The sequence below is a fragment of the Chloroflexus sp. genome, assembly GCF_034435895.1.
Classification (GTDB): domain Bacteria; phylum Chloroflexota; class Chloroflexia; order Chloroflexales; family Chloroflexaceae; genus Chloroflexus.
Map to the genome: position 1 here is coordinate 1 of NZ_DAOTWH010000157.1, position 20,999 is coordinate 20,999.

Annotated in this window: 20 protein-coding genes and 1 pseudogene; 10 read left to right on the forward strand and 11 right to left on the reverse strand. The window is 58.7% G+C overall.

Going from position 1 to position 20,999, the window contains the following annotated elements; translation table 11 throughout:
- Window positions 1-585: 585 nt before the first annotated feature.
- The 3 genes from U9R81_RS09315 to U9R81_RS09325 form a co-directional block, all read right to left on the reverse strand.
- Entirely contained in the window at window positions 586-1,500 is a 915-nt protein-coding gene (locus U9R81_RS09315) for a DMT family transporter (RefSeq protein WP_322495206.1), read from the reverse strand.
- Window positions 1,501-2,004: 504 nt separating this feature from the next.
- Entirely contained in the window at window positions 2,005-2,394 is a 390-nt protein-coding gene (locus tag U9R81_RS09320; RefSeq protein WP_322495207.1) for a hypothetical protein, read from the reverse strand.
- Entirely contained in the window at window positions 2,351-3,199 is an 849-nt protein-coding gene (locus tag U9R81_RS09325) for a TIGR04255 family protein (protein ID WP_322495208.1), read from the reverse strand. The genes U9R81_RS09320 and U9R81_RS09325 overlap by 44 nt, the downstream gene beginning before the upstream one ends.
- A gap of 204 nt (window positions 3,200-3,403) precedes the next feature.
- On the opposite strand from U9R81_RS09325, the pseudogene U9R81_RS20065 reads away from it, so the two are divergent.
- Window positions 3,404-4,316, forward strand: a pseudogene (locus tag U9R81_RS20065) (restriction endonuclease).
- 35 nt (window positions 4,317-4,351) lie between these two features.
- On the opposite strand, the gene U9R81_RS09340 reads toward U9R81_RS20065, so the two are convergent.
- The 7 genes from U9R81_RS09340 to U9R81_RS09370 form a co-directional block, all read right to left on the reverse strand.
- A complete protein-coding gene (locus U9R81_RS09340; RefSeq protein ID WP_322495211.1) occupies window positions 4,352-4,588 on the reverse strand; it encodes a hypothetical protein in 237 nt (78 codons plus the stop codon).
- Between the two features lie 443 nt (window positions 4,589-5,031).
- Entirely contained in the window at window positions 5,032-5,331 is a 300-nt protein-coding gene (locus U9R81_RS09345; protein ID WP_322495212.1) for a hypothetical protein, read from the reverse strand.
- Entirely contained in the window at window positions 5,331-5,549 is a 219-nt protein-coding gene (locus U9R81_RS09350; RefSeq protein ID WP_322495213.1) for a hypothetical protein, read from the reverse strand. The genes U9R81_RS09345 and U9R81_RS09350 overlap by 1 nt, the downstream gene beginning before the upstream one ends.
- 1,914 nt (window positions 5,550-7,463) lie before the next feature.
- Complete coding sequence (locus tag U9R81_RS09355) at window positions 7,464-8,168, reverse strand: DUF2726 domain-containing protein (protein ID WP_322495214.1); 705 nt, start codon at window positions 8,166-8,168, stop codon at window positions 7,464-7,466.
- A gap of 142 nt (window positions 8,169-8,310) precedes the next feature.
- Entirely contained in the window at window positions 8,311-9,732 is a 1,422-nt protein-coding gene (locus U9R81_RS09360; RefSeq protein WP_322495215.1) for a tyrosine phenol-lyase, read from the reverse strand.
- A 174-nt stretch (window positions 9,733-9,906) separates the two neighbouring features.
- Window positions 9,907-11,046: an FAD/NAD(P)-binding oxidoreductase gene (locus U9R81_RS09365; protein ID WP_322495216.1), complete on the reverse strand. Its 1,140-nt coding sequence runs from the start codon at window positions 11,044-11,046 to the stop codon at window positions 9,907-9,909.
- A gap of 181 nt (window positions 11,047-11,227) precedes the next feature.
- On the reverse strand, window positions 11,228-11,473 hold the full coding sequence (locus U9R81_RS09370; protein WP_322495217.1) for a sulfurtransferase TusA family protein: 246 nt from the start codon (window positions 11,471-11,473) through the stop codon (window positions 11,228-11,230).
- Between the two features lie 292 nt (window positions 11,474-11,765).
- On the opposite strand from U9R81_RS09370, the gene U9R81_RS09375 reads away from it, so the two are divergent.
- From U9R81_RS09375 to U9R81_RS09415, 9 genes are all read left to right on the forward strand, one after another.
- Complete coding sequence (locus U9R81_RS09375) at window positions 11,766-11,951, forward strand: hypothetical protein (protein ID WP_322495218.1); 186 nt, start codon at window positions 11,766-11,768, stop codon at window positions 11,949-11,951.
- A gap of 353 nt (window positions 11,952-12,304) precedes the next feature.
- Complete coding sequence (locus U9R81_RS09380) at window positions 12,305-12,775, forward strand: DUF1801 domain-containing protein (RefSeq protein WP_322495219.1); 471 nt, start codon at window positions 12,305-12,307, stop codon at window positions 12,773-12,775.
- Between the two features lie 251 nt (window positions 12,776-13,026).
- Entirely contained in the window at window positions 13,027-13,551 is a 525-nt protein-coding gene (locus tag U9R81_RS09385; RefSeq protein ID WP_322495220.1) for a DUF3592 domain-containing protein, read from the forward strand.
- Between the two features lie 46 nt (window positions 13,552-13,597).
- Entirely contained in the window at window positions 13,598-14,782 is a 1,185-nt protein-coding gene (locus U9R81_RS09390; RefSeq protein WP_322495221.1) for a GNAT family N-acetyltransferase, read from the forward strand.
- Between the two features lie 352 nt (window positions 14,783-15,134).
- A complete protein-coding gene (locus U9R81_RS09395) occupies window positions 15,135-15,428 on the forward strand; it encodes a hypothetical protein (RefSeq protein WP_322495222.1) in 294 nt (97 codons plus the stop codon).
- A 71-nt stretch (window positions 15,429-15,499) separates the two neighbouring features.
- On the forward strand, window positions 15,500-16,063 hold the full coding sequence (locus U9R81_RS09400) for a copper chaperone PCu(A)C (RefSeq protein ID WP_322495223.1): 564 nt from the start codon (window positions 15,500-15,502) through the stop codon (window positions 16,061-16,063).
- A 218-nt stretch (window positions 16,064-16,281) separates the two neighbouring features.
- Window positions 16,282-16,878: an SCO family protein gene (locus U9R81_RS09405; protein ID WP_322495224.1), complete on the forward strand. Its 597-nt coding sequence runs from the start codon at window positions 16,282-16,284 to the stop codon at window positions 16,876-16,878.
- A 69-nt stretch (window positions 16,879-16,947) separates the two neighbouring features.
- The gene (locus tag U9R81_RS09410) at window positions 16,948-17,325 is read left to right on the forward strand and encodes a hypothetical protein (RefSeq protein WP_322495225.1); all 378 of its coding nucleotides are present in this window, start codon (window positions 16,948-16,950) and stop codon (window positions 17,323-17,325) included.
- A 391-nt stretch (window positions 17,326-17,716) separates the two neighbouring features.
- Window positions 17,717-18,931 carry an FAD-dependent oxidoreductase gene (locus U9R81_RS09415; protein ID WP_322495226.1) on the forward strand — a complete coding sequence of 405 codons (1,215 nt, stop codon included), beginning with the start codon at window positions 17,717-17,719 and terminating at the stop codon, window positions 18,929-18,931.
- Window positions 18,932-18,997: 66 nt separating this feature from the next.
- Here the strand turns inward: U9R81_RS09415 and U9R81_RS09420 are convergent, their stop codons facing one another.
- Window positions 18,998-20,635 carry an amidohydrolase gene (locus U9R81_RS09420; RefSeq protein ID WP_322495227.1) on the reverse strand — a complete coding sequence of 546 codons (1,638 nt, stop codon included), beginning with the start codon at window positions 20,633-20,635 and terminating at the stop codon, window positions 18,998-19,000.
- Window positions 20,636-20,999: the final 364 nt, after the last annotated feature.

The following is a 20,999-nucleotide window of genomic DNA, read 5'->3' on the forward strand; positions in this document are numbered from 1 at the left end:
CCAACGTTTGGTAGCCGGGGCGCAAGGCAGCCGCCAGCACCGCCAGCGCAGGCAGGTCGGCGATTGCCGCACCAAGCGCGCTGACGCTGGTCAGCGGGAGTTGGGCGTAGGTTGTTGGCAATGTGGTCATGCAGTTATACAGCAGTTCTGGCGGTTGACGGTTTACCGCAGAGAGCGCAGAGTTTATACTTATGTATCCTTAGCGACCCTTTGCAACCTTCGCGCCTTAGCGTGTATCATCCTCTGCGACCTTCACGATGCCCCCCTCCCCACCTCCCCCCCCGCCGGGGGGAGGAGTCTGGCTCCCTCCCCCGGAGGGAGAGGGCTGGGGTGGGGGCACATCGATCGCAGCGGTTGATGGTTTTTGATCCTTAGCGTTCCTCTGCGACCTCTGCGCCTTTGCGTGTATCATCCTCTGCGTCTTTGCCCTCTTTGCGCCTGAGACGGATAGCCGTCCGTCTTTACAATCGCTGCGACCCTTTTCGTTCTTAGCGCCTTTGCGTGTTTATCCTTTGCGCCTTTGCCCCCTCTGCGCCATCACCACCCCGATTTGGTCTAGTATAGTACCACGAGCAACAACCGCGATCACGTCCGGCGGGTTAGCAAGACACCAGTCACAATCAGCAAACCACCTACCCCCTGCACCCACGTCGGCTGCTCGCCGAGCAACGGCCACGCGATCAGCGTTGCCACCAGCGGGATGGCGCAGCCGTAGATCGCAGTGCGGGCGCTGCCAGCGACGCGCACACTATTATTCCACAGCACATAGGCCAGCACCAACGCCAGCAACGTCGCGTACAGCAAACCCAGCCACGCATTGGCGCTCACGCTGGCCCACGGGATGCGACCCCAATCAGGAACGCTCACCAGCACCATCCCCGGCACGCCGGTGACCATTGTCCACGCAGTAATGGCCAGCGGCGAGAGACCTTGGCCGAGCGTGCGCACGCCGAGGGTATAGATCATCCAGCACAGCGCCGCGCCGAGCATCAACAGATCGCCCAACAAGCCATTCCCGCCGAGGCTGAGGCCGCGTTCAGCGACCACCAACACCACCCCGCCGATCGCCAACGCAATCCCGGCAGCCATCATACCGCGCACGCGCTCGATACCGAGCATAGCCGCCGCCAGCGCCACCCATGCCGGCGTGGTCGCGATAATCAACGAACCATTCGCCGCCGTGGTCATGGTCAAACTATAGGTAAAAAGGGCCTGATAGACCGTATTGCCAACAAAACCGACCCAAAACAGCTTCCACCACGTTGCCCGGTCAGAAGGCAGCGCGCGCCGCCCTTCGCGCCAGAAGGTAAAAGCCAATAGCAGCACGCTGGCGCTGGCAAAGCGCAGCGTGGCAAAAGCCAGCGGCGGAATCTCGGTTAAGGCAGCTTTGACAATACTAAAATTCGCCCCCCAAATCAACACAACCAGCAGCATTGTCAGGTCGGTGCGGGTCAACCCGGCAAACACGACCGGCTGCTCGACGCCCGTAGTGGTGGTCACAGGTCCCTCGCCATGCACTAGAACCGGCGGATTTCGCCGGCACATGATGTAGGCTACCATGAAGTATTGGTAAAGACCAGCGTCTACAGGCGGATATTTGGCTGATCAGGGAAGTTGGGGGGAGTGATATAAAGGTTCCTTCAGACGAACCTACTCTTCCAGTTTGCGCACGACCTCATCGGCTAATTGAACCGCACGCTGCACGAGCGTATCAAGAGCAGCGACGTGATCATTATAATCACAATCATTACGCCATTTCCGCAACCGATTCAAATGAGAAGCAATAGCAACCCTTCCATGCCTTTGGAAATGTTCGTGTAGACAGCGATGATCATCGGCACTGCCAGCCGGTGCGAAACCTTCCTTTACTTGGGCAACGCACGCGCAAAACCAAACGCTCCATAGTATGCGCGGCTAATCGCTGCGCGCCGGGCAGCCTCGGCTGAATATGATGCGTCGCTATCGCCGGCCAACCCTCGAGCAAGCGCGAGATATTCACGCCAGTCAAACGACATCGGCCAACTCCACAATCTCGGCATTCAATTGCAGCCATCCCTCTTCGTTGGCAAGCAACGGCAGGAACTCGGCCTCTGCTGCGACGAGACCTTGTGCAACCGCCGTCGTGTAGGCAGGTGCCTGTACGCTCAGCAGTAAGTAGCGGTCGTCAATCTCTGGATCGCGGTAGACTGCAAGCGTCATCGGGAGATCAGCAAGGTGCTTACGAACAGCTTGCACCGCCACATGGAGCACATTCACCATGCCGGGAAACTGCAAGAGATAGTTCAAAATCTCATCATACCCCTGTAATTCAACCCCTATCGCTCGCAGCCAAGCGATGTAGCGGCTAGTATCAACCGTCAGCGCGCTCGTTGACCGAAGGGTATGATACGCCAACAAGCTGCTTACAAGCGGTAGTGAAATGATCGCCGTTGAACGGGTTGTAGCGAAAAGCAACGTCATTGCTTATGCTCATCAAACACAGCTCGTAGTTGATCGGTATACACCCTTCAAAAACTATTTCAATTTCGTTATGCGCCGTTTCAACCCAATCGAGCGCTTCCGCTATCGTTCCCCCATTGGGTTGCGCAAGGAAATAGTCGATATCAAGCAAAACCGTTGTAATAACTGGTGAACCCATTTCTGCCGACGTGAGTTGAACACGGCAACGATCACGCATCTCGCGTAGCACAAATTCGCTGACGACAGCAAATGAAGCCATCTTTTGAGGGAGCTGCGGACCTAAAAATGGATAAAACTGAAAAAATTGAGACAATTCAACATCATTCCAAGCAAGGTTAATTTGATTGATATAACGAAGACCAATTCGATCAATCCTCTTCACCGCCACTGTATTGATCAAGCGCTGCCACGTCTGTGCAATGATTGGTTTGAATTGCATCCAAGTCGGGTAAGGTTTCAAGCAATTGACCGCAACGAGACGCGGTCCTACTTGGATAAACATACGCCGGTCTTCAGCAAAGAAGAGAATGCGTTCGCTGGTGCGAATTTCCTGACGGATCCCTGCTTGACTTTGTTCGATGCCCAATTCCGGCAGCAATCGTGATTCACGGTGAGGAAACCGATCACGCAGCGTTTCGTAGAGTAAACCCGGAATAGCTAAATCCCATGGCGTCTCAGGACTCAAACGAAATTCGCAAACCGCCTCTACGATAGGCGGATGAGTGTATGTTCTACCCATTGCATACAATTTCTGTTATAGGGATTACATCTACAGTACCACTCATTTGTATTGTAACACACCCAATCCCATCATTTAAAGGCTATTGCCAGAACAAACCGCAACCGCTATAATATGATCTATTCCGATCTTGCCTTGCAAGAAATGTTATTTTTAACCAACCTATCGCTGAACCAGCGCGGCAGTACTGAGAGCGAAACACCTATGCCTATCCCAGATTTTCAAACGATCATGCTTCCGTTGTTGCAAGCCATTGGTGATGGCAATGAGCATCACATGCCAAGTTTGATCGCCAAACTCGCCGATCAGTTTCAGCTTAGCGCGGAAGAGTTGCAGGCACTGCTGCCGAGCGGACGGCAGACGGTCTTCTACAATCGCGTTGGCTGGGCCAGAACATACCTCGGCAAAGCTGGCTTGCTCGAAATGCCGCGCCGTTCATACTGTCGCATTACCGAGCGCGGAAAGAGCATTCTTAAGCGTAATCCGGCTAAAATTGACATGAAATTTCCTGAGCAATTTCCAGAGTTTGTGGAATTTCGCCAAGGTGAAGGCGGATTGCACAAACAAAAAGATTCCATTAGCGCGATAGAAGATGACAAGACGCCAGAAGAGATCCTCGAAGCAGCCTACCAAGAGATCAAAGACTGCCTTGCGCAAGAGGTGCTCAGTTTGATCAAACAAAATAGCCCGCTATTCTTTGAACGATTAGTGGTTGAGCTCCTAGTAAAAAATGGGTTACGGCGGATCACACCGTGACGCAGCGCGTGCCGTCGGCCAAGCCGGTGATGAGGGAATTGACGGTATCATTGACGAAGATCGGCTTGGTCTTGATACAATTTATATTCAGGCTAAGAAGTGGGAGCACATTGTGGGCCGGCCAGAGATCCAGAAGTTTGCCGGCGCGTTAATGGGCAAGCGGTCGAAGAAAGGCATCTTTATCACCACCTCATCCTTTTCCCAAGAGGCCGTTACCTACGCAGCAAACATTGACGCCAAGATTGTGTTAATTGATGGCAAGCGTCTAGCAGAACTCATGATTGATTACGATGTCGGAGTTACAACAATTTCAACCTATCATATTAAGCGGGTTGACTCGGATTATTTTAGTAATGGATAAGGTGCGGTATTGCTGCCAAAGCGCATTAATCAACTCTACGACAATGTACTACGATCTAGATCGCCGCGATCGCTCGCGAAGGTCAGTTTGCTTTGGTGACACGCAATGATGGTGATTTTCGTCACGCCGGAATAACGGTGATCAATCCGTGGAAGCTGGTGAATGGGGAGGGTAGCTGAACCCGACCCCAGTTTGGCGGCTAGCGACTCTGGCCAGAAGAGCAACCCGAACAGCGGCAGAACGATGATGAGATGCACTGGCAGCCGAAACATAACCCTCCTCTCGTTACAGTAACAACATGCCCGCCTCGCTGACATCTGAAGCGGACATAGCCGCACCGTGCCGGCAAACATCGAATCACGCTGCAGCGCCGTAGCATACAAAGACACCAGTCATCGCACCCAGCAGCGCAATCCTGTCTTGCCGATCCACTCTATTTTATCAGACATTTCGTTCACAAATGTGGATTTTATGAGAGTACAAGAGACATTCTTCTAACATTGCCGACAGATGGTTATTCCGCCCGACACCTCAACAATGAGCGAGCGGGGAGCGGCGCGAGTGTGAGCAGATAGCTGCCGCGCTTGCGCGCAATAGTTTCGGCCGGTCTGGACAACGCAATGTGTGGTCCAGACCGGCCACGGCGATGACTTGCTCGCTGATGTGTACCAAGTGCTATCGACTGCTATGACCAAGCCTTCCGGGTATGCTGGCGTTACCGCCCGACGACGGGAATGAATATCCGATGCTGCGGCGTGGTCGGCGGCTCATCCGGCGGCTCATCCGGCGGCGTGGCCGGCGACATGATCACCGACTGGAGCGGAATATCGCCGCACGCAGTACGTACTGACACCAACGCTTGCACCGGCGACGTCAGCGCGGGGAGGGTCAGCGGGATCGCATCTGGTCGCCCCGCGATCACGCCAATGACTGCCTCATCGTCTGGGCCGTCGCCCCACCGCGCCACCACTTCCCCCTCCAACCCATGGATCAAGGGATCCCATCCCAGCCGCATCATCCCCTGCGGGGCAACCCAGCGCGGCCCTCCCACCATACCGGCGTTCGGGCGACGGCAGGGCGCAGGTGCTCGTCACGCAGACCGATCACGACCTGTCCGTCGGCAGCGACGGCAAGGTCGGCATCCTGCCATGCGCCATCGGTCAGCACCGACTCTGCCGAGGTGCGGATGTTGGGCTGATCCACCAATCCATGCGTGACACGGACGCGTCGCACGTCCTCCGCTGGCGCAGCAATCCACGCCGCGATATAGCGGCCATCGGATGTGAGGACCACCGGCACCGGCCCCAGCGTCGGCGTGTCGTCCAGCGCGCACGCTCCCACGGCATGGCTGAGGCCGTAGATGTCCATGCAATCATCGGAATGCCCTCGCGCGTCCGATAGGTCATGAAGAGCCGTTCATCGGTCAGCGCGATCACCGGATCCGTCGCCCACGCATCGCCCGTCGGCGTCGTCCACGCCTCCCATACCGGTTCAGCCTCCACCAGATCGATATAGGAGCGCACCGTTGAACCCGCTTGGTAGGTTCCGGTCACGATCTGAAGGTGTTCCGGATGGAACCGCCAGACCGTCAGGACGTGTTCGCCGTCCCGATCGGCTACCTATGACGCGAAGATGGTGAAATTGGGAGAACTGCCAGCGGCGGGCGTCACGGAGGGGATCACCCGCAGCCCCTGCTCTGCCCACCGGTCACGGTTCGCTTGCCGTTGCTCCCTCGTCGACCACGGCGGAGGACCCTGCTGCACGCCGCGCTCGCCGGGGATCAAGACTGATGGGCCGATATAGAAGAAGATATGTTGCGCGCCGCTGCCGATGGCATACTCCGCCTTGCGCGGCTCCGTCCACAGCCCAGCGTCTATGTCATTCGGTGCGTGTCCAAGCGAGAGGACGAAATAATGATTTGCCCTTTCGCTGTTCGGATTGGGGGGGATACCCCAGCGCTGCCGCTGCGTCACGGATATGCGCGGGAATGGGGGAGGGGACGAGGGCATAGGGCGACATGTGGATCACGACTGGGTAGTCGTGATCCACCTCATAGAGCGGTGAATAGTATACCCCATCGGGCACGGAAACGGAATCGGTATCGTACCGTGCAAGCCGATCGAACGGCACGTGGGGGCGCAGCACGTCGGCCGTATGCCACTCCGCGACCCAGAGGCCATCGCTCTCTATATCTGGATAGAAATGAAGGTTGGGGCGATGCAGATCCCGAATAGGGATCGGCTGGAACATGAAGGGATAGTCGATGCCTTGGGTATCGGGAGCGCCAAAGCGACTGCGCTCAGCATACGGTTCCGGTCGACCATAATAGAACGACCACCGATCCGGTTGGCGCGCGTCCCAGAACCGGACGACAGCAGGGCTGGGTACCCCAATGGAAACGATGTCGGCATCAAACCCCTCTCCCTCCCCCGCGTTGAGCGCAGCGCCACATAGACCCTGCCATCAACGCGGTGCGTGGCGACTTGGGGCGGTCCCGACCGCCCGTTCCCTACCGGCAGCCACTCCAGCGCGGCGCAGGGAGCGGTAGCGGGCAGCGTCTGTGCGGAAAGGGAGGGGAAGGATCCCAAGACGAGGACTACGAGTACTGACGAAGGGATAACGGCAAGTAGCGCACGATCTTCTCCTGTCTTTATCTTGCTGACAGATCAACAAGAGCCATACATCTTAGGCCAAGCCAACCATCCTGCTCATTGCCAACAGCACCACGCACAGCGCCATTGCGCCACAGCGGACGCACCGAGAACCAGAGCTGCAGCGCGCCAGTCAAGGAAACGAGCCAACCCAAAGAACCTCTGCCCAGAGAGGTGGAATTAGCAAAAAATACATTATTACTGTTACCATAGCATTACGAACGTTTTACACAATAGTCATCGGCATCAAAGGCACAGGCGGGAGCCAGCACGAAGTCCCTACGAGGTTAGGGGCAAGCACAATAGAGCTGGCATACCCCGGCCCTGAAGGTCCGGGCTAGCATTACAAAGCCCCTACGGGGCTAGGCATACCGGAACAGATTATATCGGCGCGGCCTTGCGAGATGGGCACACCCGTTCTACAGGCCTCTTCAGCCGGCACAGCAGGCTGCGCAAGCATCCACCTGCTCCGGAAAGGGCAGGTGACAACCCACCCTCACAACCGCACCACTCGCTCGTTCTCGGCACTGATGACAAGCCGATGCTCGCCAGCCAACACCGTTGCCCGGATCGTTGCCACGTCGGGCATAGCGTGGGTTGGCCAGCGAATGATGCGAAGGCCGGCGGCGGCGAGGGCCTTGTCTTTCTTGACGTCGGCGACTTGGCGAACGGGATCGAGATGGGTGCGGTCGTCAAGCTCAATCACCGCCACGACGCTGCTGTCTTTGCGGCAGACCACGAAATCAGCGCTCATGTGGTTGATCCGGTTGTGCCAATACCAAAAATCGTACCCTTGCTTGACGCCGAGGATACGCGACAACTGCACTTGGGAAAAGATGAGGCATTCGGGCAAGGCTTGCACCAGCCGGTGATAGAGCGTCTGTTCGGGTTGGGTAAGCAGCCGCTTGGCGTAGAACGGCCATGCCTCATCGTCAAGAGTGGCAGCGGCTGGCTCGGCGCGGTCATTGGCGCGCTCTGGCCACGGCGCTGGCGCCGGGGAGGACGGTTGGGCCGGCGGGATCGCCGGGGGACTTGGGCGGCGTTTGCTGGCGGCGGAGGTGATAACGAGCGCGGTCACGGCGCCAAGGAGAATGACGCCGATGGTGATAAACAGGAGCGCGACAAGGACAGGTACGAGTTCCATAGCGGCGGCTGCGATGGTAACAACGATGGTGAGCGACAGACTATCGTCATCTATCATAGCATGAGCTTGTAACGTTTGCTACACCTGACCCGCTGGCCATGCGAAAGCGCGGGGCCTTTTGGCATTGCGAGGGCGCGCAGCGCCTGAAGCAATCTCCTGCTCTGGCGAAAGGCATGCATGTAGACATCGTTTCCGTCACCTACGCCTCGATCGGTTCAAACCGGGCTTGGAAGAAGCGCAGGTAGCGCGGTTCGTAGACCATGCGCAGGCCGCGCGCGCGTTCGCGTTGATCGTAGACGGCTTTCACCGCTTCGGCAACCACATCCATGTGGGCTTGGGTGTAGACCCGGCGCGGGATGGTGAGGCGGGTGAGTTCGAGTTTGGGGTAGTGATGCTGGCCAGTTTTGGGATCGCGTCCGGCGCTAGCGATGCCGCGTTCCATCGCTCGCACGCCTGAATCGAGGTACAACTCGGCGGCAAGGGTTTGGGCCGGGAAGAGGTCTTGAGGCAGGTGCGGGTAGAAGCGGCGGGCGTCGAGGAAAATGGCATGGCCGCCGATCGGCACCACGATCGGGATATTCCAATCGAGCAGCAGTTCGCCGAGGTAGCGCACTTGGCCGATCCGCGCCCGGATGTAGTCCTCTTGCATCGATTCTTCGATTCCAACCGCCAACGCCTCCATATCGCGTCCGGCCATGCCGCCATAGGTATGCAACCCCTCGTACACCACCACCAAATTGCGCGCCTCGTCGGCGAGCTGGTCGTCGTTGAGCGCCAGCCAGCCGCCGATGTTGACCAGACTGTCTTTTTTGGCGCTCATCCATGCGCCGTCGGTATAGCTGCAAAACTCGCGCACGATCTCGGCGATGGTGCGCATGTCGTAGCCGGGTTCGCGCTCTTTGATGAAGAAGGCGTTTTCAACCAGCCGGGTGGCATCGAGGAAGATGCGGATGCCGTAGCGGTCGCACAGTTCGCGCACGGCGCGCACGTTGGCCATGCTGACCGGCTGGCCGCCGGCCATATTGACGGTGCCAGCGAGGCTGACGTAGGCGATCTGCTTGGCGCCAACCTGATTGATCAGCGTTTGCAGCTTGTCGAGATCGACGTTGCCTTTGAAGGGGTATTGGCTGAGCGGATCGTGCGCTTCGGCAATAATCACATCGACAAACGTGCCTCCGGCCAGTTCTTGATGGAGGCGGGTGGTGGTGAAGTACATATTGCCGGGCACATACTGGCCGGGTTGGATAGCGATCCGGCTAATGAGGTGCTCGGCGCCGCGGCCTTGGTGGGTAGGAATGACGTGGCGGTAGCCGTAGGCCTGCTGCACCGTCGCTTCCAGCCGGTAGAAGCTGCGGCTGCCGGCATAGGCCTCGTCACCCAGCATCAACGCCGCCCACTGCCGGTCGCTCATCGCATTGGTGCCGCTATCGGTAAGCAAATCGATGTAGACATCTTCCGAACGGAGCAAAAAGGTATTGTAGCCAGCGGCTTTCAGCGCCGCCTCGCGCTCGGCCCGGCTAATGATCCGCAGCGGCTCGACCATCTTAATCTTCCACGGCTCGGCCCATGAGCGGCGGCCAAACTGCTGCCCCATTGTGCGCGGATAATCTTCCAGCTCCATCGCGCTTGCCTCCTTGCTGATGATTCCATGCAAAACGGGGCGACAGTAGTGTCGCCCCGTGAGAACAATGCTCGCAAGGGCCAAAGGCGATGGGAACGAGGCCAAAACGCTCCATTGCGCATTGCATCCGCTCGCATGCAGCTATCCTTTGCGCCTTTGCGTGTCACGCTCCCCTCACACAATCCCGGTCGGCACTAGATGCCAGTAAGCTCGGTTGAGCAGCGCCTTCTCGTAGTGGTAGTAGGCGCTCGGCTTGGGCGGCTGCGGCGGATGGGTATAGTCAAAGACGAGTTGGGTCGCTTGGCCGCGCCCGGTCTCAAGGAAGCACATCACCTGCCCGTGGTAGCGCTCATCGCTCGGCTTGCCCTTAATTTCGCTGGCAATGCGGTGCGCGATCACCTTCGCCTCAAAGTGGGCCGCCGCGCCGCTCTTGCTCACCGGCAGATCGGTGGCGTCACCTAAGCCGTAGATGTACGGGAACTGCTTGTGCTGGAGCGTTTCGCGGTCGGTGGGCAGCCAACCTTGCACATCACCGAGGCCCGAATCGATGATAAGCTTCGCGCTGCGGTGCGGCGGCACCAGTACCAGTAGATCGTAGGGCAGCGTCGTGCCTTCCAGTGACGAGACTGTCCGTTCAACTGGATCAATCGACTCAGTGTTAAAGAACAGTTCGTAGTTAATCCCGCGCTCTTCTAACATCGGCGTGACAAAGGTCGCAACACTCTCGATGGTAAAGACCCGCCCGATCGGCGAGAGATACGTAATCTCGGTCTTCTCACGCAACCCGCGTTTGCGCAGCTCATCCTCCAACATAAAGGTAAACTCGAGTGGAGCCGGCGGGCACTTGTAGGGAATATCGGCCACGCCGATCACCACCTTGCCGCCGGTAAACTCGCGCAATGCGGCGTGCAGGCGCAGCGCCGCCTCGGCGCTGTAGAAATGGTGAGCGCCTTCGCGATAGCCGGGCACCGCGTCCGGCTCAAGACGGGCGCCGGTTGCGATAATCAGGTAGTCGAACGGCAACTGTGCGCCATCAGCCATCTCGACGTAGCGTTCGTTCGGATCGATCTTCACTGCATCGCCGATCAGCAGATCAACCGACCGGCGCAACAGCGAACGTTCATTCCGCTCCCAACGCTCTGGCGGCGCGCCGCCGAACGGCACGTATAACCAACCGGGTTGATAGACATGCTTGCCAGTGCGATCAATCAATGTAATTTGCGCCTGTTTGCGCGTTAATTGGCCAGCGAGCAGGTTCGCGACCAGCGTGCCGCCGACCCCGCCGCCTAATACCACAATTTGTTTGACAGTCATGGTCTTTACCTTCTGCGTATTGGGAAAACCCAACACGAACCTTGCGCCGTTCACATGGCGGCGCGCAAGGAATAAGCCTCAAACGAAAAGACACAACGGGTAACACCGTCATGATTCGGAGTCGTTACACATCGCCCCATTGCGTCTTTGCGTTTACCTCTGCGCGTCTTGGCGGCCTCAGTTAGCGCGTCTTGCGCACGATAAAGCGGGTATACCCCTGCTCTGGGAACGCGCCGACAAACTCGTGACCGGCCTTCTGCACCCAGATCGGAATATCCTTAGCTGAACCGGGATCACTCGACAACACGGCGACCACCGAGCCAACCGGCACACTCTTGATACCGCGGATCAGTTCCATCATCGGGCCGGGACAATGGCTGCCGCGGGCGTCGATCTCTTTGTCAATCGTGATGTTTGGGGTTGTCATTGCTACCTCCTACGGTCAACGTTGACCGATATGATTCCACGTGACAACTATAGCATCTATCGCAGGGCGCAAACAGAAAGAAGCGACAACATATTCTGTACAGGCTGCAACAATTGCTAGGGCGGTCATTCCGGCGCAGCGCGGTTGTTGGGGGAAGATACATAGCATTGTGAGGAAAGATGGCTTAACGGTGTCTATCTTGGTGGACAGCACATGCCGTCGTAGTCCGCACATCGGCGCTGAGAGAGTGCCGGCGCTCGGCGCAACCGCTTCCTGAACGGCAGTGCAAGGCTTGGCCCGGACGATCAAGGTCATTTACATCATCTATACGGTCGTTCACCTTGTGATCGCCCTTACGCTGCCGAACGCAATCCTGCCGTTTGTCATTCCGCTGCTGTGGGTGGTGGTGTATACTACGTTTGGCGGCTTCTATTGGCGCTACCTCATCCGCTTGCGCAGTGCGATGACGGCGCCCTGAACCGTGCGATGAGCGCACATGACACCACATGCAATACGCAGATGTTGTATGTCATGGTGAGGACACGCAGCGCCCGAAGCAAGCTCCCGCTCTGGCGAGAACGGGCGCTGAGCAGTTACTCCCGCTATCGGGGGAGATTGCTTCGCTCCGGGGCAGAGCCGTGCTCTGCCCCTGCCGCTCGCAATGATATGTGGGGAGCGGGGGCGCGCGCCCATCTGTCATTGCGAGGGCGCGGAGCGCCCGAAGCAATCTCCTACTGTAGCGGATGCGCTGCCTTGCCGGCAACGAACGCGCCAGCTTCGTTGGTAGACTATCATTAGTACGACGATCAGTGAAAAAAAGGAGATGCTCACATGGCACGCAGCAAACGCGCCGCTGATGGCGAACAGAGTGGATTCTCGGCAGAAGAGCAGGCCGCAATGCGCGAACACGCGCAAGAACTCAAAGCCGCTGCCCGCCGGAACGGGCGCGCCAAGCAGGAAGAGGAAGCCAACGCCGTGCTAGCCAAGATCGCCGAATTGCCGGAACCGGATCGCACCATGGCCACTCGCTTGCATACCATCATCACCACCAACGCTCCCACCCTTGCACCAAGGCTCTGGTACGGCATGCCGGCTTACGCCAAAGACGGCAAGGTGATCTGCTTCTTCCAAAGCGCGCAGAAATTCAACACCCGCTACCCAACACTAGGTTTCTCTGACGCCGCCATGCTCGACGATGGCGTTATGTGGCCAACCGCCTTTGCCCTCACCGAGCTTACCCCTGCCGCCGAAGCGCAGATAGCGGCGCTCGTGCGGCGAGCGGTGGGTGTTTTGGAGGAGTAGCGCCACCTTACTGGTCATGCCAAAACTTTAACACTGAGTTTATACACCTAAGACAATAGCTCATTTTTTAATCGCATTGCTTATCACATTGCATGGATGGCCGGCAAGGGCATGGTCTGGCTGCGACAGGGTATCGCTCTCTGGATGCTGATCACGCTTGAGCTATGGCTACGCGCGTTGGTGGATGGAGCGTAACCTCGGCTAGTACACTCACCGCTCTTTAGCCCCTCTATGGACATAGGAGAAGCCTTATGCGCGGCCTCAGCCAGTACCAATTCTTCTTTCGCGCCTTCTTTTTCGTCGTGATCGTGGTGGTAGCGTTTGGAACCTATCGAACGATCACCAATCCGACGCCAGACGGATCATCTGTCCAGACAATGTCAGCAACTGAAGCAGCGGTCGTGACCGACACGCAACGCGAAGAAAGCGGCTTGGCAGCATCTAAGCAATCAACGTCGGGCCGCTGGGTGGCATTGGCGACCCTGCTTTGCCTCACGGTGCTTGCGCTAGCAATGCTCGTGGTCTTATGGCGGATGCGCACTGCAATGCGCGTCGGCATGGTAGCCACTGAAGGAGTGGTAGTTGGCGCCGTGCAATACGATGATGGCGAGAGCAACCTCTTCTACCCAATGGTCGAATTTCAGACTGCGGCGGGCGAAACCATCCGATTTCGCGGCCACATCGGCACGGCGTTTGTGCCGCCATACAAAGTTGGCGATCGGGTCAAGGTATTCTATCATCCGGCGCAGCCGCGATCGGCGATCATTGATCGCTAAGCGCTGCCGGCAGGCAGCTTCATGAGCCTTTGGCTACAGCATTCCTATGCTCCTGACCGCCCGCTTCCTCAACCCCGCCGATCCGGCGTGGAACGCAGCCATTGATCGACTCTGGCAGCGGCTCGGTGCGCCACACAATCCTGAGCTGCTGCCACCCCACTTTGTTAAGAGCACCTTCCCCCGCATGGGAGGAATAGTAGCGACCATTGATGATCATCAACGGCTGGCTGGGGTTGGGTTGCTCTTCCCACGGGCAATTGCGACTGATGGTACACGCAGCTACACCCTACGGCTGCACGAGTTCGATCAGCAATTAGACGACAACATCCTCCGTACCGCGTTCCACCCTATGCCAGTGGTCATCTATCGACCAAGCGATAGCCTGACCTTTGCCCCTCCCGCACCCCGCCCCGCCGGCGTGTGGATCGGGCCGCCGCAAGCTGATGACTTGCCCGCAATCGCCGGGCTCTACCGGGCCGTGTGGAATAGCCAGCCCTACCCTACCGATCTCTTCAGCGCCGAGTTTGGCCCCGGCACTGCGCTCGTGGCGACAGTAGACGGGCAACTAGCCGGTTTTCTGCTCGGTTTCTTCCGCTTCGGCGGCGCACCATACGCACCAGACGAAGTAGCGATCGAGTCGCAAGTAATGGCTGTCGATCCGGCGTACCGCGGCCACGGCCTCGCCACCCGCCTCAAGCGAGTGCAGGCTCGCGATGCGCTGGCCCGTGGGGTGCGCTGCATCCAATGGACGGTCGATCCATTGCAATTGCCCAATGCCCTGCTCAATTTCAACCGGCTGCACGCCGTCGCCGGCGCATTTGTGCGCGGCTATTACCCGGTGCAAAACGCCTTGAATCTGGTAAAGGCCTCGCGTTTTATGATCACATGGCTGCCGGCCAGCGCCCATGGCCAGCGCGGTTTAACTGATGACGGCGAACGGCTGAGGCTCGCCGATCTGCCCGGCGTAGCTGTACTTAACGACGGGCCTCAACCACTGCCGGCGCCAGACGATCCGCCCGCTATCGCCATCGCGATCCCACCTGACTGGACAGCGTTGCAACGCCGTGATCTGGCATTGGCAACCGCTTGGCGTGACGCGACTGATGCGATCTTTGCTGCATGGATCGGGTGGGAAGCGGGAAAATATGTGATCTACGCCGTTGCCCACGATGCTGGCGGCAACCATTACCTGATCGGGCGTCCGGCGGGGCCATGGACTTGGGAAGAGTAATCCCTGACCTCACTCCCCTCGTGTCATTGCGAGCCGAGCGCAGCGAGGCGACGCAATCCCCCACGAGCACGGGTGTCTTGCCTGCACGCATTCCCTTCGCTAGAGTATGGAGATTGCTTCGGGCGCGAAGCGCCCTCGCAATGACAGGCAGCCATGCGCTCCCGCGCAATGACTACCGCACCGGTCCCGGCCCGAATCGGTCTCAGACTCGCCGTCGCACCCCACCTCACACCGTGAAGAGATCTCTACTTCGGTTGCGCCAAGTTGTTGTATACTACCTTTGATGATTGTGCAAATCGGCGCAAATACAGCGTCATCGCATCGCGCTGTCATACTGTGGATACTGGCCTTCTTGGTCGGGCCTTGGCCGGCGTTATCTTGCATCATCCACTGCCATTACCTTCCGCACACCGATTCGGCGGGGGTTGAGTTTTTCCTGTGTGATGCACCCAACACGGCTGCCCAACACGATCTCCCACCGCCGCCGGTACGGTACGAATTGTGGCCGCTTGGATTGATGATCGTGATCGGCGGGCTGGTTGTTATCCAACGCTTCGTCGCCATTCTACCGGTGATGCGCTATTCGGTGATCCTAACTCCCGATCCGCCACCACCTCGTCGTATGCCCATCCAACCGGCATTGTAGGTTCATTGCGCGTTCATGCGCGAAGTGCGGTTGTTTGGGCAGAATCAATGATTACTATGCGAGGTGATACTATGCGACGTCTCTTTGTGCTGTTGGCAGTGGCGATGATGGTCGTGGGGTTGGCCGGTTGTGGCGCGAGCCAGAGCGGGACGCAGACTGGCGGCATTACCGTGCGCGATCCGTGGGTGCGGGCCGCGATGATGAATATGGCTGGCGATCAGTCGGGTGCGATGGGCAATATGCAGCAGGGCAATATGCAGCAGGGCAATATGCAGAGCACGCCGATGGCCGGGATGCAGGGTCACGGCAATATGGCCGGCTCTGCGGTGAGCGCTGCCTACATGGTGTTGGTCAACAACAGTACTACTGCTGATGCCATCGTCAAGGCCGATAGTGATGTCGCCAAGTCGGTCGAACTGCACAATGTGATCATGGAAAACAACGTGATGCAGATGCGGCAAGTTGAGGCGATTGAGGTGCCGGCCAACGGGCAGGTCGAGCTGAAGCCGGGCAGCTATCACGTGATGCTGATCGGCTTGAACCGCGATCTCAAGGAAGGCGAAGAGGTGTTGATCAAGCTCACCACCCGCAGCGGCAAGACGATTGAAGTCAAGGCGCCGGTGCGCAAGCCGTAATCTGCGCAGAGCGATGGCACAGTGCGTCATCGCTCTCTTCTCGTTCGCGATCGTGCGGAGACGACCCGGTGGGTCGTCTCCACTAACCCTTTTATCTGCTGGCCACGAGGCTGGAAGCGAAAACGCCCTCACTCCCTACTCCCTGCCTTGGGGGCAGGTTAGGGATGAGAAGAAAGTATCTTATTCGTTCCTCTAACAACTGTTTGTAGGTGAAAGCTATGCAACGCTGGCTCTTACGTTTCGTTGTCCTTATCGCGGCACTGGCGCTCAGCGGCTGCGGCGCATATGAATTTCGCGGCACGGTGCTCGAACCGCCCAACCCGGCGCCGGAACTCCCGTTGAACGATCAGTTTGGCAATGAGTTTCGCCTGAGCAACTACCGTGGCAAGGTGGTACTGGCCTTCTTCGGCTTTACCCACTGCCCCGATATTTGCCCCACCGCCCTCGGCGACCTGAAGCAGGTTATGGAAAAGCTCGGTAAAGACGCCGAAAAGGTGCAGGTGGTCTTTGTCTCGGTTGACCCCGAACGCGATACACCTGACCTGATGCAACGGTATTTGGCTTCGTTCAACCCAACCTTCCTTGGCCTCAATGGTGATCGAGCCGCATTGGAAAAGGCGTACAAAGATTACGGCGTGACGGTGATTCGCCGCGATCTGCCGAATTCAGGGTTGGGCTATACGATCGATCATTCGGGCTATATCTACGCCATTGATCAGGCCGGTAATTGGCGCTTGCTGTGGGCGCACGGCACGCCGGTTGATGATATTGTGAGCGATGTGCAAGCGTTGTTGCGGAATCCGCCCCGCTCGTAAGCAACACACGCCTACTCGATGCTGGCAAACCGCCGCCTCGGCGTGTGTACCCACCAAGCGTAATCGAACATGGTCAATCTCAATTTAAGCACGCGCGTGCGCCTAGGCATTCTGCTAGCGATGATTGCGATCATCACTGCTGCAGGCGCTTTCCTGTGGCAATCCACTGCCAACCGGCAGCGGCAACTAGTGTACGAGATTCCTCCCGGCACGGCGGCCCGCCTTGCCGCCGGCGAAGAAGTGAATATTTTTCCCTCTACGATTGTGATCGATTTGCGCTATCATGATACGCTGATCATCCAAAATAACGATAGCGCCGAAGTCACCATCGGCCCCTTCCGCATCGTACCCAACCAGCGCTTTGTCCAGCGTTATTGGAGTCCGGGCACCTACGAGCTGATCTGTTCGGTGCATCAGGGTGAACAGTTGCGGATCGAGGTGCGTTAGGCACGTGAGACGAGCAGGTCGCCCATATCTTGCCCAGATCCAAGGTCTGCTCGATCATGATGGAATGCGGCAGTCAAACTGCCGCATTCCACCTATATCTGCTCTCGCCGAGGTCGCCACACAAATGGATGGAGTGCAGCAGTGAAACTATCGCATACCATGCATATCCGCCTACGGCGAGGTTCCAGTGCGAACCGCACGGATGCGGCGCGTGATGGAGTGCGGCAGCCAAACTGCCCCACTCCATATTGGCATGGCGCCGGCAATCACAGGCACACCCCCAATTGGACGGTGGATCAGGGCAATTGCCACACTTTTTACAAGCACGATACCATGCAACCTTCGTTAAAACGTGTATAGTAGAGAGCAATATTCACCTTGGAGAACGCCTATGCTGATCTCGCACTGGCATGCCACCCTTGATCGTCCGCCACTGCCGACCATCGATCCACCGGCGACCGCCGAAGTGGTAGTGGTTGGCGCCGGTGTCGTCGGTGCAGCGACCGCCCTCTGGCTCGCGCGGGCCGGTTTGCAACCGCTGGTGATCGACCGGCAGGGTCCGGCAGCCGGCGCAACCGGCAATAACGGCGGCCTGCTCTCGGCTGGTTTGGCTGAAAACTATCTCGCGGCGACGGCCCGCCACGGCCACGAGGCGGCGCGCGAGTTGTACGCTCTCAGCTTGGCCGGGCAGCGCTTGTTAGTAGAGTTGATCGAGCAGGAACGGATCGATTGCGATTTACGCCTGCACGGCAACGTGAATATTGCGATTGGCGAGGCGCAATTGTCAATCGCCGCCACTACCGTGTCCGCGCTGCAAGCCGATGGCTTCCCAGCGGCCCTGCTCGATCGCGATGCGACCCAAGAGATGGTGGGCATCCCGCTCGGCGCTGCCGTCACCGGCGCCCGCCTCAACCCCGCCGCCGGCACGCTCCATTCCGCCAAGCTGGTGCATGGCCTGCTCACCGCCGCCCACCGCTACGGCGCGCGCTTCAGTTGGGGGATCACTGTGCAAGGCATTGCCAGCGATGCTGGCCGGCTGCGCTTGCTCACCGATCGCGGTGCGATCAGCACTGCCGCCGCGGTCATCGCCATCAATGCGTGGAGCGGTGAGGTGGTGCCTGAATTGGCGCAACGGATTAAGCTGGTGCGCGGTCAGGCGCTCTGTACCGTGCCGGTTGAGCCGTTTATCGCCTGCGGTTTTGGCGCTAGCCTGACCCCTACTGGCGAGTATGGCCAGCAACTGCCCGGCGGGCAGGTGCTATTCGGCGGCTGCCGCGCCATTGCGCCCGATCACGATGTGGGTGCGATCCCCGGCGAAGTTAGCCCCGAAGTGCAGAATGCGATTGAGGCTAGCTTGGGCCGGCTCTTTCCCACTCTCGCCGGCATCGCCATCGAACGGCGCTGGTCGGGGGCGATGGCGTTCACCGCCGATTATTTGCCGATTGTGACCAATCCTGCCTCCGGCCTGTTTGCGATCGGCGGCTTCTCTGGCCACGGCATGCCGTTTGCGGCGATCGTTGGCCGCCACCTTGCCGAGGCGGTGCAGACTGGCACCATGCCGGCGGCGTTGTCGTTGTTGGGGATGGAGCGGGTGACATTGTCGTGATTATACCTGCGCTACGGTAACGCAATGTTTTGGAGTGCGGCAGTCAAACTGCCGCATTCCATACGGTCAAGGTGCGTTCCGCTCAAACACCACCTGCCCACCCAGAATCGTCAGTTCGACCTGAATGTCTTTAATTTCTTCAACAGGGCAGGTAAAGTAGTCGCGATCGAGCACCGCCATATCGGCCAGCATGCCGGGGGCGAGCGGCCCCTTCAGATGCTCTTCACGGGTCAGCCAAGCCCCGGCGACGGTGTAGGCATACAATGCTTCTTCCCGGCTAACCGCCTGATCAGGCGCGATTGGCGTACCCTTCCAGCTCTTGCGCGTCACCAGCGCGTAGAGACCGATGAAGGGGTTGAAATGCACTGTGCTCGGCACGTCACTGGTCGCCACCACCCGGATGCCCCGGTCGAGGTAGGTGCGCATCGGTTTGTAGCGCGCCGCCAGCTCTGGCCCGACATCGCGGAAGAGGTCATCGCCCTCGTAGTAGATGAAGGTGGGTTGGATGACAACCGCCAACCCGTGCCGCGCCATGTGTTGCAAGCTCTCTTCGGTGGCGAAGTAGCCGTGGATCAAGTTATGGCGATGCTCGCGCGGATGAGCCACGATCACTTCGGCAAAAGCGCGAGCCGCTTCGTGATGCGCTCGATCACCGATCGCATGAATGCCGATGTCCCACCCCAAGGTGTGGCCGCGGATAAAAAACTCAATAAGGTCTTCGGGATCGAGCCGGTTGTAGTCGTACACCCGGTCTTCACCCAGAAATGGCTGGAACATCCATGCCGTGTGCGAGGTCGTGCCGCCGTCGATGGCCATTTTGAGCGCGCCAATCCGTAGCCATTCGTCACCCAACCCGCTGAGACCACCCAACGCAGCCGCCCGCGCGCCGAGCTCGGCGCGCGTTTCACTTTCGCGAAAGCCGTGCCACGAGACGAGCAAGTTGGCCCGCACCGGCAACCGGCCCGCCCGCCGCGCCGCCAGATAGGCTTGGATTTCCCACGGTTGCAAGCCGGGGTCGAGGATACTGGTAATGCCATAGGAAAGGTAAGCTTTGCCGGCAGCCTCAAGCCCCTCGACACACTCGGCTTGCGTTGGCGCTGGCAACAACCGCCGGCAGAGTTCCTTAGCGGCAGCGCGCAAAATCCCTGTGGGCGCGCCATCAGCCTCGCGCTCGATCTTGCCTCCCGTCGGATCAGGCGTCGCCGCCGTCACCCCGGCCAGCTCCAGCGCCCGCGTGTTCACCACGTCCATGTTGAAAAATCGCTTGAGCAAGACCGGGTGAGCCGTGGTCGCTGCATCGAGATCATGGCGATGCGGCAACCGGCCCTCGCGAAAGAGCGATTCATTCCAGCCTTCGCCAACGATCCACTGGCCGGCAGGTGTATGCGCCGCCACTGCCCGCACCCGCTCGACCATCTCAGCGATCGACATGCAATCGTCAAGCCCGATCCGGCGCAGCTTCAAACCCATTTCAAGCATGTGATTGTGCGCGTCATTAATGCCGGGGATCACCGTCTGTCCGCCGAGGTCGATCCGGCGCGTCGCCGGCCCGGCCAGCGCCAAGACATCAGCGTCATCTCCTACCGCGACAATCCGGCCATCTTTGCAGGCAATCGCGCTGCACCGCGGCAACGCTGGGTTGAGGGTATAGATCGTGGCGTTGTACAGAATCAGGTCAGGGGCAAGATCACGGGCGAGCAGCATAGGATTCCTCATTTTCTATTATCATTGCAGAGGCGAATGCGGTTGTCACTGCAAGAGCACACCCCCTTTGTCACCGCGAGGGCGCATTCCCCTATGTCAGTGCGAGGGCGCGCAGCGCCCGAAGCAATCTCCTCCTTCAGTGCGAACGACCGCTGAGAACAGATCGTCCGTAATCAGAAGATTGCCTCGTCTCGCAAACGCGCAGCTCGCCCTGACCGATGAGCAATCAACCTGTTCATGCAAGAGCGCGTTCCCTCGTGTCATGGCAAGCACGCATCCCCTTTTGTTATGGCGAGGGCACGCAGCGCCCGAAGCAATCTCCTGCGCTAGCGGCACTGTCGTTGTGAAGGTGCGCCCCCTTTGT

Bases quoted from the DNA above. Each gene is read 5' to 3' on its own strand.
- U9R81_RS09410 (WP_322495225.1), top strand. From the start codon at position 16,948: ATGGTCAATCTCAATTTAAGCACGCGCGTGCGCCTAGGCATTCTGCTA.
- U9R81_RS09340 (WP_322495211.1), bottom strand. From the start codon at position 4,588: ATGTTTCGGCTGCCAGTGCATCTCATCATCGTTCTGCCGCTGTTCGGG.
- U9R81_RS09385 (WP_322495220.1), top strand. From the start codon at position 13,027: ATGCGCGGCCTCAGCCAGTACCAATTCTTCTTTCGCGCCTTCTTTTTC.
- U9R81_RS09400 (WP_322495223.1), top strand. From the start codon at position 15,500: ATGCGACGTCTCTTTGTGCTGTTGGCAGTGGCGATGATGGTCGTGGGG.
- U9R81_RS09380 (WP_322495219.1), top strand. From the start codon at position 12,305: ATGGCACGCAGCAAACGCGCCGCTGATGGCGAACAGAGTGGATTCTCG.
- U9R81_RS09325 (WP_322495208.1), bottom strand. From the start codon at position 3,199: ATGGGTAGAACATACACTCATCCGCCTATCGTAGAGGCGGTTTGCGAA.
- U9R81_RS09355 (WP_322495214.1), bottom strand. From the start codon at position 8,168: ATGATAGATGACGATAGTCTGTCGCTCACCATCGTTGTTACCATCGCA.
- U9R81_RS09390 (WP_322495221.1), top strand. From the start codon at position 13,598: ATGCTCCTGACCGCCCGCTTCCTCAACCCCGCCGATCCGGCGTGGAAC.
- U9R81_RS09345 (WP_322495212.1), bottom strand. From the start codon at position 5,331: ATGCGGCTGGGATGGGATCCCTTGATCCATGGGTTGGAGGGGGAAGTG.
- U9R81_RS09405 (WP_322495224.1), top strand. From the start codon at position 16,282: ATGCAACGCTGGCTCTTACGTTTCGTTGTCCTTATCGCGGCACTGGCG.
- U9R81_RS09370 (WP_322495217.1), bottom strand. From the start codon at position 11,473: ATGACAACCCCAAACATCACGATTGACAAAGAGATCGACGCCCGCGGC.
- U9R81_RS09360 (WP_322495215.1), bottom strand. From the start codon at position 9,732: ATGGAGCTGGAAGATTATCCGCGCACAATGGGGCAGCAGTTTGGCCGC.
- U9R81_RS09420 (WP_322495227.1), bottom strand. From the start codon at position 20,635: ATGCTGCTCGCCCGTGATCTTGCCCCTGACCTGATTCTGTACAACGCC.
- U9R81_RS09415 (WP_322495226.1), top strand. From the start codon at position 17,717: ATGCTGATCTCGCACTGGCATGCCACCCTTGATCGTCCGCCACTGCCG.
- U9R81_RS09365 (WP_322495216.1), bottom strand. From the start codon at position 11,046: ATGACTGTCAAACAAATTGTGGTATTAGGCGGCGGGGTCGGCGGCACG.